Source organism: Metabacillus hrfriensis (assembly GCF_030127205.1).
GTDB lineage: Bacteria > Bacillota > Bacilli > Bacillales > Bacillaceae > Bacillus_P > Bacillus_P dongyingensis.
On the sequence record NZ_CP126116.1, the window covers coordinates 2,352,984 to 2,371,819 of the forward strand.

General features: G+C 35.8%; 13 protein-coding genes, 2 pseudogenes and 1 other annotated feature. Of the genes and pseudogenes, 14 read left to right on the forward strand and 1 reads right to left on the reverse strand.

Features of this window, described 5'->3' with window-relative positions; translation table 11 throughout:
• Nucleotides 1-1,369: 1,369 nt before the first annotated feature.
• A complete protein-coding gene (locus tag QLQ22_RS11695; RefSeq protein WP_284016655.1) occupies nucleotides 1,370-2,266 on the reverse strand; it encodes a PhzF family phenazine biosynthesis protein in 897 nt (298 codons plus the stop codon).
• Nucleotides 2,267-2,309: 43 nt separating this feature from the next.
• Here QLQ22_RS11695 and QLQ22_RS11700 point away from each other — a divergent pair, with 43 nt between their 5' ends.
• The 14 genes and pseudogenes from QLQ22_RS11700 to QLQ22_RS11765 all read left to right on the forward strand — a co-directional run bounded on the left by QLQ22_RS11700 (nucleotide 2,310) and on the right by QLQ22_RS11765 (nucleotide 18,538).
• Nucleotides 2,310-3,008, forward strand: coding sequence for a LysR family transcriptional regulator substrate-binding protein (locus tag QLQ22_RS11700; protein WP_284016656.1), 699 nt, complete (start codon nucleotides 2,310-2,312; stop codon nucleotides 3,006-3,008).
• A gap of 251 nt (nucleotides 3,009-3,259) precedes the next feature.
• A complete protein-coding gene (locus tag QLQ22_RS11705; protein ID WP_223442617.1) occupies nucleotides 3,260-3,691 on the forward strand; it encodes an HIT family protein in 432 nt (143 codons plus the stop codon).
• A 456-nt stretch (nucleotides 3,692-4,147) separates the two neighbouring features.
• Nucleotides 4,148-4,370: a binding site (T-box leader), on the forward strand.
• A gap of 53 nt (nucleotides 4,371-4,423) precedes the next feature.
• Nucleotides 4,424-6,124 carry a 2-isopropylmalate synthase gene (locus QLQ22_RS11710; RefSeq protein WP_223442618.1) on the forward strand — a complete coding sequence of 567 codons (1,701 nt, stop codon included), beginning with the start codon at nucleotides 4,424-4,426 and terminating at the stop codon, nucleotides 6,122-6,124.
• A gap of 464 nt (nucleotides 6,125-6,588) precedes the next feature.
• Complete coding sequence (locus QLQ22_RS11715; protein WP_284016657.1) at nucleotides 6,589-7,557, forward strand: alpha/beta fold hydrolase; 969 nt, start codon at nucleotides 6,589-6,591, stop codon at nucleotides 7,555-7,557.
• 380 nt (nucleotides 7,558-7,937) lie between these two features.
• A pseudogene (locus tag QLQ22_RS11720) lies at nucleotides 7,938-8,562 on the forward strand (DUF3885 domain-containing protein).
• 716 nt (nucleotides 8,563-9,278) lie between these two features.
• Complete coding sequence (locus tag QLQ22_RS11725; protein ID WP_223442621.1) at nucleotides 9,279-9,458, forward strand: hypothetical protein; 180 nt, start codon at nucleotides 9,279-9,281, stop codon at nucleotides 9,456-9,458.
• Nucleotides 9,459-9,945: 487 nt separating this feature from the next.
• On the forward strand, nucleotides 9,946-10,641 hold the full coding sequence (gene vanR / locus QLQ22_RS11730; RefSeq protein ID WP_223442624.1) for a vancomycin resistance response regulator transcription factor, VanR-F/VanR-M family: 696 nt from the start codon (nucleotides 9,946-9,948) through the stop codon (nucleotides 10,639-10,641).
• Nucleotides 10,634-11,746 (forward strand): HAMP domain-containing sensor histidine kinase, encoded by a 1,113-nt coding sequence (locus QLQ22_RS11735; protein WP_284016658.1) that lies wholly within the window; start codon nucleotides 10,634-10,636, stop codon nucleotides 11,744-11,746. Before vanR ends, QLQ22_RS11735 begins: the two co-directional genes overlap by 8 nt.
• Before the next feature lie 102 nt (nucleotides 11,747-11,848).
• On the forward strand, nucleotides 11,849-12,727 hold the full coding sequence (gene vanY, locus QLQ22_RS11740; RefSeq protein WP_223442631.1) for a VanY-A/VanY-F/VanY-M family D-Ala-D-Ala carboxypeptidase: 879 nt from the start codon (nucleotides 11,849-11,851) through the stop codon (nucleotides 12,725-12,727).
• 63 nt (nucleotides 12,728-12,790) lie between these two features.
• A complete protein-coding gene (locus QLQ22_RS11745) occupies nucleotides 12,791-13,168 on the forward strand; it encodes a VOC family protein (RefSeq protein WP_223442634.1) in 378 nt (125 codons plus the stop codon).
• A 961-nt stretch (nucleotides 13,169-14,129) separates the two neighbouring features.
• Nucleotides 14,130-14,819: a response regulator transcription factor gene (locus QLQ22_RS11750; RefSeq protein ID WP_284016659.1), complete on the forward strand. Its 690-nt coding sequence runs from the start codon at nucleotides 14,130-14,132 to the stop codon at nucleotides 14,817-14,819.
• A gap of 14 nt (nucleotides 14,820-14,833) precedes the next feature.
• Nucleotides 14,834-15,835, forward strand: a complete 1,002-nt coding sequence (locus tag QLQ22_RS11755; protein ID WP_284016660.1) for a sensor histidine kinase — start codon at nucleotides 14,834-14,836, stop codon at nucleotides 15,833-15,835.
• A 90-nt stretch (nucleotides 15,836-15,925) separates the two neighbouring features.
• Entirely contained in the window at nucleotides 15,926-16,690 is a 765-nt protein-coding gene (locus QLQ22_RS11760; RefSeq protein ID WP_252208650.1) for an ABC transporter ATP-binding protein, read from the forward strand.
• Nucleotides 16,665-18,538: pseudogene (locus tag QLQ22_RS11765) on the forward strand (ABC transporter permease). Before QLQ22_RS11760 ends, QLQ22_RS11765 begins: the two are co-directional and overlap by 26 nt.
• Nucleotides 18,539-18,836: the final 298 nt, after the last annotated feature.

Below are 18,836 nucleotides of genomic sequence, written 5' to 3' on the forward strand. Positions count from 1 at the left end.
TAACAGCCGTCATCTTACCTGAAAAAATGAACATAAACGCTTCAAAAATATTATTTGTAACAATAACATTAGTTTTATTTACTATTTCAAAAGATAAATGGTGGAAAAAGATATTTTCTTTAATCTTAAGTATAGTTTTCTGTATGATATTAATCGTATTACTAATACGATAAGCAAGGTATTCGAATTCAATTTCTTATTCAACATTCGAAGGCGTTTGCAGCACAAGGGGCATCGACTCTGTGAGGCAGGGGAGGGTTGACCTTCATGAGACATGTGAACTTCCAAAAGTGCAATCATAACAATACTTAATCAATTACTTCCTGTAATTGGCTAGCTAAGTATTCACTTTTTGGGGGTAAATCCCTATCCATTAGGAGTAATGCTGATCTTACTTAGAAACTGGTTAATGATATGGCTATGAAATCCTAAGAATTCTAGAGCATTCGTGAGATTGAAATTAGTTTATCGAGGGAGTTTAGTTTAACAGGAATAAGAAGGCGATTGAAAAATTAATCATAATAAAGGAATTCTAGATTAGTTCAATGAACCCGTTTATTTGTTGAGGCCATAAATGTAAAAAAGCCTTGTGGTACTTAATTTCCACAAAGGGCTTTTGCATTTAGTAAAGAGTAGGGGTTGGAGGACAGGCAACAGCATCAATAAATCTTGGATCAATACCATAAAACATCCAGAAGACACCGTTCCATCTATATCCAGAAACTTCACCATACTCGACGCGAGTTGGGTAAAACCAAAAGCGTTCTCCATTTATTAGCCAAACATATGTGTTTTGGTATAAACAGTCAATTACATAGGATACAGAAGGCTTGGGTGGAATGAATGTCGGGGGAGGCGATTGTGGTTGTTGTCTCATTGGACGTTGTGGTAGAAAAAATACCATATGATTTCACTCCTTTTCAGATTGGTCTTCAACATTATATGAATAAACAACCAGAAGGTTAAAAAAGGACAAATAACTTTGAACTAACGGGTGCTTAGTTCAACAAGAAAGAGTAGTTAAGATCTTCAACAATCGGGGGCGTTAATCCAAGAAGGGTTAACGCCATTTTTGTTAAACTAATTTACCGTAGAAACAAAATGAATTGTCCTTAATGGAATGGAATAAACAATAATTTATAAGCAAATGAAAATAAAGCTTATTAAGCAATCGGGGGCGATTGCTTAACAAAGTCTTATTGAAGTAAAGGGCGGTTTCAATGGTTCTGATCAACAATCGGGCCAAATTGTTGAATAACAAATAAAAATTTCAGGTATAGTAATTAAAGAAAAAAGAGAGAATTTTCGGTCTTTTTTTGTATGTCTTCTGCGTCACTTTCATGTAATTGCTTTGCATCCATTAACACAATTATATATAAATTTTTCCTTCCCCTACTTTCACACAAGCTCCTCCGATTTTGACTTGTTTATAATCATTTCCTTCTTTACTGATAGAAATATCAACAAAACTAGGACGCCCCATTTCTAAACCTTGTTCGCTGCGGATGGTATATGTTCCATTTTCATTGAATGGAATGAGTGCATGTTCGATGAGATAAGCCCCTAAAGGTCCACTGGCGTTACCAGTAGCGGGATCCTCAGTAATTCCCATGGCAGGGGCAAACATGCGGCCATGTACCGTTGAACTAGGATTTACAGTTTCTAGCGTGAATACGAAAATATGCTGCGTATCCTTATTAGCTGAAAAAGATTGCTGCCACAAATCATTTCGGAAGTTGATACGTTTCATGGCATCTAGTGAACGTACAGGAATATATAAGAAAGGAACACCGGATGAAATCGTTTGGATAGGCAAGTTAGTATCAATTTCGTCAACAGACAATGACAAAAGATCAGCAATGACTTTGGTATCATGATACACTTCTCCAAATTTCGGGATTGGCTGACTCATTTCGGCCTTTGTGATTTTATCATGCTCTTTATAAACAGTTACGCGAATATCTCCTACCCCTTCTTCTAAAATCCACTCATTAACACCTTGTACGGTCTCTACCCAATTTTCAAGTCCTAAGAGAAATGCGGTTCCTACTGTTGGGTGACCTGCTACTGGCAACTCAATTTGCGGGGTGAAGATCCGTACTTTTTTAGTTTTGGTCTGATCGCTAGGCGGGAAAATAAACACTGTTTCAGATAGGTTTAATTCCCGGGCTATTTTTTGCATTACATTTGTAGCAAGTGGTATTGAGGATTGAAATACAGCCAGTTGATTACCTCCAAACCTTTGATCAGGTTTTATGTTAATCAAACGAAACCGATCAGGGGTAAGCATTACTGCAAATGGAGAACGGATGTTAGGTTATATAAGTAAAATCATGCACATAAAGGAACAAATGGAACAAGATGCAGCGAGTATCACAGGGGGACACACAGGTACGATCAGAGTAGGTACTTTTTCTAGTGTCTCCATTAAATGGCTGCCTCAAATCTTGAAACAATTTCAACAGAACTACCCTTCTATCCAAGTAGAATTATTAGAAGGGGGTTATGAGGAAGTGGAACACTGGATCAATGTGGGTTTAGTCGATTTGGGTTTTATATCAGTTACACCAAAAAATGTTCATGAGGTATTAATACTAAAAAAAGACCGATTCGTTCTACTTCTCCCTCAAGGACATGCGCTTTGTCGAGATGGCTCTATTACGATGGAGAAGATAGCAGCAGAACCTTTTATCATGCCCAAAAAAGGGTGCGATGCCTATATAAGAAAGCTTTTTAAAGAGAGAAAATTAAAACCTAGTATCCGTTTTGAAATAGGTGATGACCATGCAATAGTCGCATTAGTTCAAGCTGGGTTAGGAGTTAGTGTTTTACCGGAGATGACACTGCCAAATTCAATGGATAAAGTATTGTCAGTCTACATTGGTGATGAAATATACCGAACGATTGGTATTGCTGCTACTTCGTTTACCACTCTTTCTCCAGCAGCTAAGAAGTTTTTAGAGGTAACAGAAGCTTGGATAATAGAAGAACGATCATTTATTCGTTAATTACAAGGATTACTCTCTAGCGTATAGGTAGTTGTAAGATATTGTGGAATCGGGCCAGATAATTGAATAACACTCGGAAGTTAATTTGATATTTATGTTACAAAATAGAGATTGTGAAGTAATGTACTTAAAGTAATAGGCAGTTTAAATAAGGAATTCATAATTTTAAAGAAGGAATATTCGACATATCCAGAGAAATTAATGTTTTTAAAACTTAATTTAGATGTAGCTTTATTAAGGAGAGAAAAAACATGACTTCAAACTTCCATAATGATTGTATTTTTTGTTCAATAGTTTCAGGCGATATATCCTCCAGTATTGTTTATAAGGACGATTATGTAATTGCCTTTATGGACATCTCACCTATTAATCAAGGGCACTTGCTGGTCATTCCTAAAAATCACTATGTGTATTTGTCAGATGTACCAGAAAAGATAGCTGCCAGAATGTTTACTGTTGGTCAAAAGTTAGCAAATGCAATTCGTAAGTCCGATGTAAAATGTGAGGGCATTAACTTTTTTCTTGCAGATGGTGAAGCAGCTTTTCAAGAAGTCTTCCATTCGCATTTGCACGTATTCCCACGATTTAAGGGAGATTCGTTTAAAATTGATGCAGATTGGTCGGTAAATCCATCACGGACAGAGTTAGACGAAATAGCAAAAAGAATATGTTCATCAATGTAGGCACTTAAATAACTAACAGCGGGCAGTTTAATGGAATAACACTTCCAAACAAAACAGGATATTTATATTAAAATCGGTGTGACATTGTGAAGAAATGTACTTATACGCATTCCTTGTGACTGTAGGAATTATGTATTCAGCACAAGCGAAAGTTTTGGGGATATTATTGGGGATAATATTAAAACGGAAATTGCAGAATAGCTAATGAGCCCTGCACTTTCCTCAACAATTTTGTAATCGTTTCCAAAAAAGAAAACACCATCGGTGACAGCACTGTTCGTAGACACATAACTGAAATTATCTGTGTGAGATGGAAAGTGTAGTTGTAACATAACCTGGCTTTGTTATTTGCGAAGCTGGTTTTTTAATTGAGCAAAATTAAAAATTATGGCTTGATTATTATTAAAATTCATTATAAGATTAGAAAAATCAGATAAATCAAATAAATTAATTAACTGAAACACTATGAACGGGAGTATTAAGGAATATTTATTGTTAAGAGAACTGTCGGCTGGTGAAAGACAGTCAATAAATCCCCCAACTCGCCCAGGAGTGGTAAGGCCGATATGTAGGTCTTAACGGTTGACCGCCGTAATAAAGTCCTTAAGCGGGTTCGTTTAGTTTTTTTAAATGAATCAATTAGAGTGGTACCACGTAGGCAAAGCCTGTCGTCTCTTATGAGATGATAGGCTTTTTTATTTTCAAATAAATTAACAAAAAGGTGGAGTCTGAATGAATATCGAAAAATATTCTAGAGGTTACTTTATGCCCCCAGTGAAAAGCTTGAAATGGACAGAGAGGGAGTATATTACGGAATCTCCTACGTGGTGTAGTGTAGATCTTCGAGATGGAAATCAGGCTTTGGTCGTCCCTATGAGTCTGGAGGAGAAGTTAGAATATTTTCAATTGCTTTTGCAAGTAGGTTTCAAGGAAATAGAAGTGGGCTTTCCCGCTGCATCGGAAACAGAATTCGCTTTTTTACGCAGATTGATTGAACAAGATTTAATTCCGGATGATGTGACTATTCAAGTGCTAACACAGTCAAGAGAACACATTATAAGAAAAACATTTGAAGCGCTAAAAGGTGTGAATAAAGCAGTGGTGCACCTGTACAATTCCACATCAGTGGCACAGCGTGAGCAAGTATTCAAAAAATCTGAAGAAGAAATTATTGACATAGCTGTAACCGGAGCAAAGATGCTTAAGAAATATGCTGATGAAACCGAGGGAGATTTCCAGTTTCAGTATTCCCCGGAAAGTTTCACGGGTACAGAAGTGGAGTTCGCACTTGATATCTGCAACCGGGTACTTGATATATGGAAACCGACAGTCAAAAACAAGGTGATTATCAACCTCCCAGCTACGGTATCAATCTCCATGCCTCACGTTTATGCAAGTCAAATTGAGTATATGAGTGATCATCTGAACTACCGGGACAATGTGATCCTGTCACTTCACCCACACAATGACAGAGGAACCGGGGTTGCAGATGCAGAGCTTGGAATGCTTGCCGGAGCGGAGAGAGTTGAAGGAACATTGTTTGGAAATGGAGAAAGAACAGGCAACGTAGACATTGTAACGCTAGCATTAAATATGTTTTCACACGGAGTGGATCCTAAGCTGAATTTTGAAAATATCCCTAAAATTATTTCCATGTATGAAGAATTGACAAAAATGAAGGTTCACGAAAGACACCCATATGGCGGTGAACTCGTCTTTACTGCATTTTCAGGCTCCCATCAAGATGCCATTGCCAAAGGGATGAAATGGCGTGAAGAAAAAGAATGTCAGTATTGGACCGTCCCGTATCTATTGATTGATCCGATGGATATTGGCAGAAAATATGAAGGAGATATCATCCGTATTAACAGCCAATCCGGTAAGGGTGGAATCGGCTATGTGCTTCAGCAAAAGTATGGACTTGATCTGCCTGCCGAAATGCGTGAGAGCTTCGGATATAGTGTTAAAAATGTTTCGGATCGAAAGCACAAGGAGCTTATGCCGAATGAAATCTATGACATTTTTATCAACGAATATGTGAATATTAATACCCCTGTCGAGTTTATCAATTACAAATTTACTCAAAATGATCATTACGAAACAATTGTATCGATCCGGATGAAGAATGAAGTACATGAATTTAACGGTGTGGGGAATGGAAGACTAGACGCTATCAGCAACGTTCTTCAAACCCAATTGGGTATCTATTATAAAGATTTAGTTTATAAAGAGCATGCGCAAGAAATAGGCTCAGGATCAAACGCTGTATCTTATGTAGGGATTACCGATATGGATGGTGTTGTATATTGGGGCTGCGGGATTGACGCTGATATTATGACCTCTTCTGTAAAAGCTCTGTTTAGTGCCGTTAACAAAATGGTATCCAGCTTACAACTTCCTGTTGATAAAGAATTTATCCTTCTAAAAAAATAAGCGGGAAAGGCTTCTGAAGAAAGCCAAAAACGTTGATAAATCAACGATGTAAAAAAAACTTGCATAATCGATAAAAAACGTAAATAGGCCAAACCCTCCAGTACAGTTATTACATTACAGTGCCACATCGTGCAAGTTCACTTTGTGTTTAAACATTCTTTTCCTCCACACAATATGTAGGGGATGAATCTGGACGGTATGAGGACAAATTGAGCACTACCAATGATTAAAAATAAAGAAAGACTAGTAAGGTGTATGTGAAAGGACTTATATAATGTCCTTTCACCATACACCTTTTTTAAATGAAATTTAAACTTTCCTCTTACCTGACTTTAACCTTTATTGCCTAAGATAGACATGAAAAGGTAAAAGGAGGATTGGTCATACCTAAAGAAGAAAATCCGTCATTTAGAATCGAATATAGCGTTTATATCCATAGAGTTTATATAGGAAGTGGTGAATATATGAAAACAAAAATAAAGAGTATTACGAGAAATATTTTATTAATTATAGTAGCAGTCCTTCTTATTTGGATCATTTTTCATAATGTTATGACTATATATGAACAAAAAAAATACCAAGCATTAGGAAAATTAGTTGAAGTGGATGGAAACAACATGCATGTCTATACAAAGGGTGATGGTCGAAATACAATTCTCTTATTAAACGGTTTGGGCACGGCTGCACCAGTGATGGATTTTGAACCTTTGATTAATGAGATGGCTAAGTACAATAAAATTGTAGTCGTAGAACCTTTTGGATATGGCTGGAGTGATTTAACAAATAAGGAACGAACAGTGGAAAACATAGTTGAAGAAGTAAGAACAGCTCTAAAAAAGTCAAACATAGAAGGGCCATACATATTAATGCCTCACTCTGTTTCCGGAATCTATAGCATGTATTATGCTAATAAATATCCAGATGAAATTAAAGCTATTATAGGGATTGATTTTACATTGCCGAAGGCTTTAGAATATTTTGCAGAGTCTGCACCAACATTGCCAAAGTATATGAGCTTTGCTGCCCCGACTGGAATTGTAAGATTTGCATTAACTATCACCTCTGATGAATTCCTTCCAATAGCAAATGAAGGAAGTTATTCTAATGAGAATCTAAAGATGACCAAAATCATTTCTGCTTGGAAAGGCTATAATCGAAATGTAGTGGATGAGGGAAATGAAATAAATAATAATATAGAAAAAACGAAAGATATGTCATTTCCTGCGCATTTGCCTGTCATGATCTTTACTGCGGATAAAAATGAAGGAAATAAAGAAGGCCGATCAAATAAAACTTTTTATCAATCGCAATTAAGAAATGTAGCTATAAATAAACTCGTTATTTTAGAAGGACACCATTATCTCCATTGGACGCGGTATAAGAAAATATCCGATTACGTAAATGAATTCACGGATACTTTTGTAAAGGATTAATAGAATGTATTCATCTAAAAAGAAGCTTGTTGTTTATGCAATATCTATACAGCAAGTTTATTTTAATATATTTAACAATCAAGGCGCTTATCTGATTTAAAGATAAGTGTCTTTTTAATGAAAAACGATTGTGTTAGTCATATCGATTTGAAATAATTGGTACTAACAAATGGGCAGGAGTGTGAAGGATTCGACTTTTTATCTTCTTTATTTAAGGCTGTTTTCTAAAAGATTGTTCTAACTGGATAAAAAAACTAACTACTTGTATTTTATGGTGAAATATATAATTGGTTCTTATTCAACAAACGGGCAGGATCGTGGAATAAGAATGGTAAAATGAAAGAAACAAACGAGGTGCGGATGTGTTTTTAAATAACTATTTGAATGATAATTTTCCTAACCTAAATCTTCGACCACCTTTATTTTATAACTGGGAAATAGGTATACGGTTCGGATTAGGGGTGGAGAGGAATAGAGAATATGATTGCGAAAACTTTCCTTATTTAAAAGGGGTTTATAAAAAGGGCTATAACTTTATTTAATTCATTACATTCACCAGACGAAGAAATTTTGGTTGTTATGGATGTGAATGATTTTGGAGTTGGAATAACCTATAAGCACAAAGGTAGGCTTTTTTCTCCATATGTATTTGAAAAATCAGTCCTATATAAATTAAAGCATATAGAGATACCTTTTATATCTCCAGAAGACAATGAAGATGGAAAGTATAAAACACATAGATTTACTCTTAAATGTAAAGCATCTGATATTAAATACATTCCATTGTTAAAAGCAATATGCAATCAAGATTTAGGTATTCAACCAAGTATTTTTCATATGATATATTTTTTAAATATCAAAAGAAAAACCATTTTTTATGTTTATGATGACAGGGGTTGTGATTTGCTTGCTGCATTTCCTGAGCCCATACGGGATATTTATAACAAATTCAATCACTGGATATTAAATTACGACAGGGATGAAATAGACAAGGTATTTAAATAAGGATTCATCCTTCTTCAAAAAACGGTGGTCATTGCATCAAACTGCGGTTGCACTATGGGCATCTAAGGGATGAGTTACTAGGAGATAGAAGATGAAAAAAGAACAAAAGAAGCGTCAGGACGGATTTTTTAAAGACATTATAATTGAGATTCGAGATTCAATATTATTTGAATTGATATGGAATATCATAATTTTTATTCCAAGAATGATGTTTCGCATAATAAAGAATATATTCTAACACTGTGAATTAGTTAGTTCAACACGAACTTATCCAGCTATAGAAACTACAAGTGTTATTCCGCTAAAGAGGGCTATAAATGAGAAAAATGCATTACTTAAGGAAATGATAAGTGGAATTAGAAAAATGATGATTTATGAATCATCCGAAGGCTCCTGCGTTTTCTCTAGGACACAATTAAAAATGAACTTTGCATTGCAGATCATCACTGTGAAGAATTAGCAGCTGATGAAGAATACTGTGAGGAGATGGGGATTACAGAACAGGACTGGATATTCATAAGCGATCCAAGTGATGAGTGCCAGGAATTCCAAATTAATTAAAAAATAGGACTGTTCATCATTCGGGGGCGATTGCAGCACCGCGTGATCGCCATTTCATATTGAAAAATCGCGCATAAATTGTTCAATATGACGATTGTTTAAAGTGGGTGATTATGAGATATAAAATTGTATTTAACTCAATAGGAGAGATAATGATGGTGATTCCAGAAGAATTAGACCTAATTTCTGTATTTGGGGCAATTCCACAGAGGAAAGATGAAACAGATCCTTTTTATTATGATAATTTAACTTTTGTTTTTGAAAATCAATATGAATTATATGAAATAAGCATTTCTCCTTTTTATCACGAATTTTCTTTAAGTGTTAAGGAATAGAAAACAAATAAAGTAATGTCATATCTTGAATTACTATCTGTTAGTAAAATTGAGATTTGTGAAAATAAAAAGGAAAAATTCAAAAATTCGTTTGTTTCACGGCAAGTCTGACAGATATATAAGTATAATCGAGATAACTTTAAAACCTAAATATCATTTGATTTTCTGAGAACAATACCGTTATTCTTTTGTCTAAAACATTGGATTTCAACTGTTGTCCTTTTTCCTTATTAAGCTAAAGGGCAGTTTAATTGAAGATGGTTCCCCTTTTTGTTCAAAAATCGGGCCATATTCTTGAATAAGTAAAGGGAATAATAGAAAATAAAAAGAAGCTCTAAATTATTCAATTAACTGCCATGCTAATTAAGATCATGCTGATAAGGCATCCCGCCAAAAACAGCGAGGTTTTTTGAAGCGTTCAGCTGCGTATAGTTTAATCATTAGATTATAAATTAACTTAATGCAACTTTATATAGGAGTGGAGTAGATGAAACGTATTTCGATTTTAATAGCTGATGATGAGGAGGAGATTGCTGATTTGATTGCCATCCATTTAGAAAAAGAAGGATACCATGTCATTAAAGTATCTGATGGGCAAGAAGCCATTCATGCTATCCAGACTCAGTCGATTGATTTGCTAATTCTAGATATTATGATGCCGAAAATCGATGGATATGAAGTAACGCGCCTAATTCGCGAACAATATAATTTGCCTATCATTTTTTTAAGTGCTAAAACATCTGACTTCGATAAAGTCCACGGACTGGTGATTGGAGCCGATGATTATATGACAAAACCATTTACCCCGATTGAATTGGTGGCCCGTGTAAATGCGCAGCTTCGGCGCTTTATGAAGTTAAATCAACCCAAGATAGATATTAAATCGAGTTTGGAGTTTGGCGGATTTGTGATATCCCCTGAGGAGCGGACCGTTGTTTTATACGGTAAAACCATCGAGCTTACTCCGAAAGAGTTTGCCATTTTGTATTTACTTGCGAGTCATCCAAAGAAGGTTTATAGTGTTGAAAATATTTTTCAACATGTGTGGGGAGAAGCATACTTTGAAAGTGGCAATACTGTCATGGTACATATTCGTACGTTGCGGAAAAAACTTGAAGACGGCAAACAGAACCACAAATGGATTAAAACCGTGTGGGGAGTTGGGTATTCCTTCAATGGTTAAAATGGTACACAGCTTTCGTTCAAAGATGGTGCTATTATTTGGTTTAAGTATGATTTTTTCTGGAATTATAACGTTTATAGTCTTTAAATCACTCCAATTCTATTATCAATCGAATGCCCAGTATGGTGACCGACTGGAATATTATCGGAAAATTATGAAACAATTTGGCGACATTAACGTCTTTTTACTACTATTTATCCCGCTTTCGTTTATGTTCTTTTACTTACTCACGAAGCGATATTCTAGCTATTTTAACGAGATTTCAATCGGAATCCATTATCTCTCTCGGGGAGACTTTTCACATCAAATTCAAATCAAGTCAAATGATGAATTTCGAGATATTGCCCATGATATTAATTTGGCAAGTAAAAAATTGAAACAAGCTGTAGAAAGAGGAGATTTTTCGGAAAGCAGCAAGGATCAGTTGGTCGTCAATTTGGCACATGATTTACGGACACCGCTTACCTCTGTTTTAGGCTATTTGGATTTGGTACTAAAAGAAGAGAATTTGAAGAAAGTACAGGTTAAACATTTTTTAACGATTGCTTTTACCAAATCTCAGCGTTTAGAACGACTTATAGATGAATTATTCGAAATAACGAGAATGAACTATGGCAAGCTGCCCGTGAATAAAAAGCGAATTAATTTATCTGACCTGCTCCATCAATTAACGGAAGAGTTGTACCCGCTTTTCGAGAAAAACCATTTGATGGCCCGAATGGACATTCCTCCTCATTTACCTTTTGTTGGTGACGGAGAATTGTTAGCACGAGTGTTTGAAAATCTTCTGACCAATGCCAATCGTTATGGATACGATGGCCAGTTTGTAGATATTAACGGCTTTATTGATTCAGGAGAAGTGGTTGTTCAGATTGTGAATTATGGAGATAGTATTCCACCGAATGAACTGCCGCATGTTTTTGATATGTTTTATACCGGTGACAAAGCACGAACTCAACAAGAAGACAGCACAGGTCTTGGCTTGTTCATTGCGAAGAATATTGTGGAGCAACATAATGGAACGATTACTGCAGAAAGTAGTTTAATACGTACGATATTTGAGGTTCGTTTACCGCAGGACAGTGTACCAAATAATCAAACTTAATATCCAAGTAAATGATTTAAGAAAAATTTAATATTTACCCTACTCTTTTTTTAAATAGTTTCTCCTATTCTAAAGCAAGTAAGATCAAGGGGGAAATTGAAAATGAAGACGTGGGGATTTTTATTTTTTTTAATATTGTGTTTGGGATTTGCTATCGGAAATATAACACCGTTGTTTCAAGATAAAGTAGAGTTTCAAAAAAATGCTCAAAATCATCAAGATAATATAAATTATTTAGGAACTTCTGAACGTATCCAAAACAATGAGATTGCAGAAGATCAGATCTATCAAGGAAATCTACTCTTGGTCAACAAGGAATATCCTGTTCACCAAGAGAGTATAAAATCAGATGTCGTAAATTTATTTAAGCATAAAGAATTGATAAAGGGATACGAGTTACTGAATAGTGATATTAAATTGTCAGAGGATGTCGCACGTAATTTTTCAGAGATGACAACTGCTGCTGAAAAAGAAGGAGTTCGTCATTTTTTAATTAATAGTGGCTTTCGAGAATTTGAAGAGCAAAGTGTACTTTACCAAGAAATGGGCTCTGACTATGCCTTGCCAGCAGGTTTTAGCGAACACAATTTGGGTTTATCACTTGATGTAGGATCTACTCAAATGAAGATGAGTGAAGCACCAGAAGGAAAGTGGATAGAAGAAAATGCTTGGAAATACGGCTTTATTTTACGCTATCCAAAGGATAAAACAGATGTCACAGGAATTCAATATGAACCGTGGCATATCCGCTATGTTGGCTTGCCTCACAGCGCGATTATGAAGGATAAGAATTTAGCTTTGGAAGAATATTTGGATTATCTAAAAGAAGAAAAGAACATTTCTGCTAGTGTTAACGAGAAAAAATATACTGTTACCTATTACTCCATTTCTCATAGCAGTCCAATTAAAGTACCAGAGGATCTCTATTATGAGATTTCAGGCAACAATATGGATGGAGTAATTGTGACCGTGCACGAATAATAAATAGATAAAAAAGGAACTAAATCGTATTATTTGCTTTAAAGAATAAAATGGGATGATTCAATGAAAATTTCTAAATTAGATCATTTGGTTTTGACTGTAAAGAATATTGATAAAACATGTGAATTTTATAGCCAAGTTTTAGGAATGGAAGTAATCACATTTGGAGCGGGAAGAAAGGCACTACACTTTGGAGAGCAGAAAATAAACCTACATGAAGCAGGCAAAGAATTCGAACCAAAAGCAAAAACACCGATGTCTGGTACGGCTGATTTATGTTTTATCACAGATGTTTCTATGTTAGATGTAATAGACCATTTAGATAGTTACGGAGCACTTATTGAAGAAGGTCCAGTAAAAAGAACGGGAGCATTAGGATCGATAACATCTATTTATACTAGGGATCCAGATGGTAATCTAGTCGAAATTTCTAATTATTAAAATTACATTTGCTTTTTAATTAATTTAAGGAGGCCATGCTTGAATAACAAGAGTATCGCTTTCCTTGTTCAATAATCGGCCGCTATTCTTCGATAAGACAACATAAATGATCTTCAACAATCGGGGGCGATTGCTTAACAAAGTGTCGCCTCTTCTTATTGAAGTAAAGGGCAGGATAGTTGAAGAGTGGTTTCAAGAATTCTGTTCAAATTAAGTGGTTTTATTAAAGAGAACTTTATATTTAATGCTCACTAATATCAATATTAGACCCAAAATTGTAGTCAAGAAAGGATAACTAAAAGGAAAAAAGAAAATAGGATAGCTGAACCAAGCATCCGTATAATATGCTGATCCACCAAAATATAAATACTTAAGTTTTTCTTGTGGAACAAAACCTTCACCATTAGGGAGTTCCTTCTGTCTAGCTCCATTCTTTTGTAGAACAATTAAGAAAGATTGCTTATTCGTTTTCTTATTTTCTACAATCCAATAAGAAACGTAATGAGTATCTTGATTTAATCCTTCTTGTCCTACTTTAACAGGATAGTTTTTCAGAACCTCTTTAGTTTACATTGATGGAAATATAAACATCTTCAAAGTTTATAACATAGTCCCAAGGGTCTTTGTATGTTTCTACATAACGGAATTGAAAATATAAATAGTATGATACCTAAAAATAATCTAATTTTTATTGAAATTTCCATCTATGCCTTCCTTTCTTAAAGTCTCCATATCTCATCAAACCTCCAAAATTTTCTATCTAATTTATCATAATTACGACCATTTGTTGCAATCTTTTCTTAAATCAAGGTTCCATAATTGTAATAGCAGCAGTGTTATTCTTTGCAAATTGTTAGACTAATGCAGATAAGTGTGCCTTACATTCTTGTAAGGTTGGATATGTGTTTTGAATTCACATTTTTTGTATGGCATAATTTTCTAGAGACAAAGGAGTGAGAGGATGCAAAAAGTATTAATTATTGAGGATGATCCAAAAATTGCGGAGCACCTAAAATCAAATTTGGTGAAATATGGCTACAGTGCCATCTTTACGGAAAATTTCGATGATGTTATGGACGAGTTTCATAAGCAGAAACCAGACCTTGTCCTATTAGATATAAATCTTCCTAGCTTTGATGGCTATTACTGGTGCAGGCAAATACGGAAGGAGTCGATCTGTCCAGTTATATTTATTTCCGCACGAGTAGGGGAGATGGACCAGGTGATGGCGCTCGAAAATGGCGGCGATGATTTTATCACAAAGCCGTTTCATCCTGAAATTGTGATGGCAAAAATTCGCAGTCAGCTTCGTCGTGCTTACGGGGAATATGCATCACAGGCCCAAGAACGAATTTTAGAGACAGAGGGATTAAAGCTATTCCCGGAAAGACTGGAATTGTCATTTCGTGATAAAACCGTCCCACTATCAAAAAAAGAAGCAGACATAATCGAAAGTTTACTCGAACGATATCCTCGTGTTGCCGGTCGTGAAGACTTGCTGGAAAAACTATGGGATGAACAAGTATATGTGGATGAAAATACGTTAAATGTGAATATTACGAGAGTTCGAAAAAAATTTGAAGCAGTCGGGATTCCTGGAGCGGTCGAAACAGTGAGGGGTGCAGGCTATCGTTTGAATGTGACATGGTGAAAGGTTGAAGAAAAATGAAATTATTCTTTAAAGAGCATGCATTATTAATTGCCGTACAAATGATCCAATTTTTTCTTATTCTCGGCATCTATTGGCTTGATGGCTATCGTAATCTGTTACCAGCCCTTTATGCGATCTTTCTCGGTCTTTTCTTTCTCACGGGTTATCTTGCTTACCACTATTTTAGTCGTCGCAGGTATTATTTAAGGCTTACTAACTCACTTGAATCCCTTGACGATTCCTTCCAAACAACTGAACATTCCCCCATATCAGAGGCGCTTGATCATCTCTTAAAGGATCAATACAAGCTTTATCAAACAAAAATAAAAGCATTGGAATCTAAGCAGGATGAACACTTAACGTTTATGGATCAATGGGTCCATCAGATGAAAACACCGCTTTCTGTCATTGAGCTTATCGCGCAAAATTTGGATGAACCTGACTCATCCAGTATCCGAGAAGAGACAGACCGGATGAAAACAGGCTTAAACACTATTCTCTATATGGCTCGACTTCGGACAATCGAACAGGATTTTCATATCAAGCCTGTAAATTTGACTAAAATGGTGAATGAAGTAAATAGTGAAAATAAACGATTCTATATTCGGAACAAGGTGTATCCGAATTTGCTGCAGCAAAAACAGGATATGATCGTTGAGACGGATGAAAAATGGCTGTTCTTTATCCTTTCACAGCTTATCAATAACGCAGTTAAGTATTCAAAAGGCAAGAGTCATAAAATTGATCTTGCCATTTATGAAAATGAGGGAGAGGCTGTTTTAGAGGTGAAGGACTATGGCGTAGGGATTCCAGAATCGGACAAGCGGCGTGTATTTGACCCTTTTTATACAGGTGAAAATGGACGGAAATTTAGAGAATCAACCGGTATGGGGCTGTATTTAACGAAGGAGGCAGCCGAGCATCTTGAACATCGTCTCGAGCTTGAATCAAAGGCTGGAGAGGGTGCAACCTTTCGAATCATTTTTGGAACAACACAAAACCTTACAACGATGTAAGGAAAGTGAAAGTGAAATCGATTTTTTGAAGAATGAATAGGAGCTATACTGGTCACAAGTCAAAGGAATTGAATGAAAGGAGAACTTGTGATGCTAAACGTGAAACAAGTGAGCAAGATTTATGAAGGAAAGATCGCCTACCGGGCGTTAACTGATATCGATTTAACGATTGAAGCAGGGGAATTTGTTGGAGTCATGGGTCCATCAGGAAGCGGGAAAACAACCTTGCTAAACATGATTGCCACTATTGATGAACCGACAACAGGAGAGATCCTGATCAATGGAAGTAATCCACACAAATTAAAAAAAGAAGAGCTAGCCAAATTTCGTCGCCGTGAATTAGGCTTTGTCTTCCAGGACTTTAATCTGCTTCATACTTTAACGGTTGAAGAAAATATTGTTCTGCCGTTAACATTAGACGGAAAAAAAGTGAAGGAAATGAAGGAAAAGGCATATGAAATCGCCGAAAAATTAGGGATTACAGGCATTATGAAAAAACGGACGTATGAAATATCCGGCGGGCAAGCGCAAAGAGCAGCTGTTGCAAGAGCGATGATTCATACACCTAAGCTGCTATTAGCGGATGAACCAACAGGAAATCTTGATTCCAAGTCTTCAAAGGATGTTATGGAAATGCTTGAATCCATTAATAAAAATGAGAAGACAACCATGATGCTCGTAACACATGATGCGCAAGCAGCGAGCTATTGTAATCGGGTCGTCTTTATTCGTGACGGAAAGTTCTATTCGGAGATTCACCGTGGTGAAAATCGCCAAGCCTTTTTCCAAAAGATCATTGATACACTTTCTTTATTGGGAGGGGATGCGCATGACCTTTCGACAGTTCGCGTTTAATAACGTCATACGTAATAAACGGTTATATGCAGCCTACTTTCTTAGTAGCTTATTTACGGTCATGGTCTTTTTTACCTTCTCCATTTTTGCGAATCATCCTGTATTGAGCGGGGATGATATGAGCTCAAGTGTAACGAAAGGAATGAATGCAGCAGCAGGGATTATTTATGTGTTTTCCTTCTTTTTTGTCTTATATTCGATGAGCTCGTTTTTACAATCTCGGAAAAAAGAGTTTGGTTTATTAGTGATGCAAGGCATGTCAATGAAACAAATCCGTTTAATGGTGTTTTTAGAAAATATGTTCATTGGATTTTTAGCAACACTAGGCGGTATACTCCTTGGCGTTGTTTTTGCTAAGGCTATTTTACTATTAGCTGAAAATGTATTGATTATTGAACGTGCGCTGTCTTTTTATTTTCCAACGAAAGCAATCATGATCACCTTTGTTTCCTTTATTATTTTATTTTTCTTTATTTCATTATTTGTTACGTATGTTCTGCGTAGTAAAAAGCTGATTGAATTAATTAAAGGGAATAAAATATCAAAGGGTGAGCCAAGAGCGAACCTTTTTTTAACGTTGTTAGCTGTACTTTTATTAGCGGCAGGGTATGCTGTTGCCTTACTAGTAGAAGGAACGATGGTTGTAGCCGCAATGGTGCCAGTTATTATCGTTGTTTGTATTGGTACCTACTTGTTATTTACGCAATTAAGTGTTTTTATTATTAGAAGGTTAAAGAAGAATGAACGTGTTTTGTTTTTTGGTTTAAAACCAATATGCTGCTGTTTTCGGATTTAGCCTTTCGCATGAAGGATAATGCGCGCACTTTTTTCATGGTCGCGATGGTTTCAACGGTTGCGTTTTGTGCCATTGGTTCATTATTCGGCTTTCAAACTTTCTTAACATCAAGCATAAAAGCGACGAATTCAACCACGTTTTCCTATAAAACAAGTGAAGAAAATGAAGAACAGAATGTAGCGTTTATCAATCAAACATTAAAAGAAGAGAAAATTGAAACAAAGTCAGAGCACACGGACTTACGCTATTATCCAATTGGACAGGATACCTTTCTGATCACAAGCGAATCCGATTTTAACCGCTTTGCCGCTCTAATTGGTGAAGAAACAGAAACCACTGACATAATAGAAGGGCAAGTCATGGTTGTGGAATTTGAAGGAACAAATTTTGGACAAACAACGGAACTACTAAATGAAACGATTACACTAACTTCAGGTGCAACGTTGAAACCAAAGGAAGTCCTACATTCAAAAGCATTGCCTGCAACAGATTCCTATTATATAGTTTCAGATCAGGATTATCAAAAGCTTCCTGAACCAGAGGATGAACAAAGCTATTATGCGTGGCAAGCAACAGATGGAGAAAAAGGAGTAATGGCCGCCTCTGAAAAGCTGTACGAAAAATTACCAAGATATGAAATTATGTCGGTAGAATATGAAATATATGAAATTATGAAAGGATACGGACCAATATTATTTGTCGGGTTATTTATCGGGATTGTCTTTTTCGTATCAGCCGGCAGCTTCCTTTACTTCCGACTTTACATGGATTTGGATGAGGATAAACAAAAATTCAAGTCAATTTCAAAAATGGGGCTTACCGATAAAGAGCTGAAAAAAGTAGTAAACAGACAAACGATGATTCTGTTTTTCGCCCCAATACTCGTCGCTCTCATCCACGGAGCTGTAGCCCTTACAGCGTTATCAAACCTGTTCTATTTTAACCTATTTAAGGAATCAGTTATTGTTCTAAGTGTTTTCTTAGCCATCCAGGTTGTTTATTTCTTCATTGTACGCTTTTTCTATACAAAGCAGATTAAGGCGTCGAATTAAATGAATAAGAATACAAGAAGAAAGGGTCAGACAAAATCTGACCCTTTTAAAACATCAATTGACACTATAAAAACCACTTTAATTATAAAGCGGTTTTTTAATATGAGGTTAACGAATATTTAAGTTTTTCCAAATCTGATATAGGAGGAGAGTATATATACTAATTTATCAATTCACTTAAATGTCAGTTTATAATCTTTGCAATAAACAACAAAGGAGCCATATAAATGACTCAAAGAATTTAAAGAGATTATTGCTGATAAAGACGAAAATTTAACAATCAGGAGTGCCAACCGTA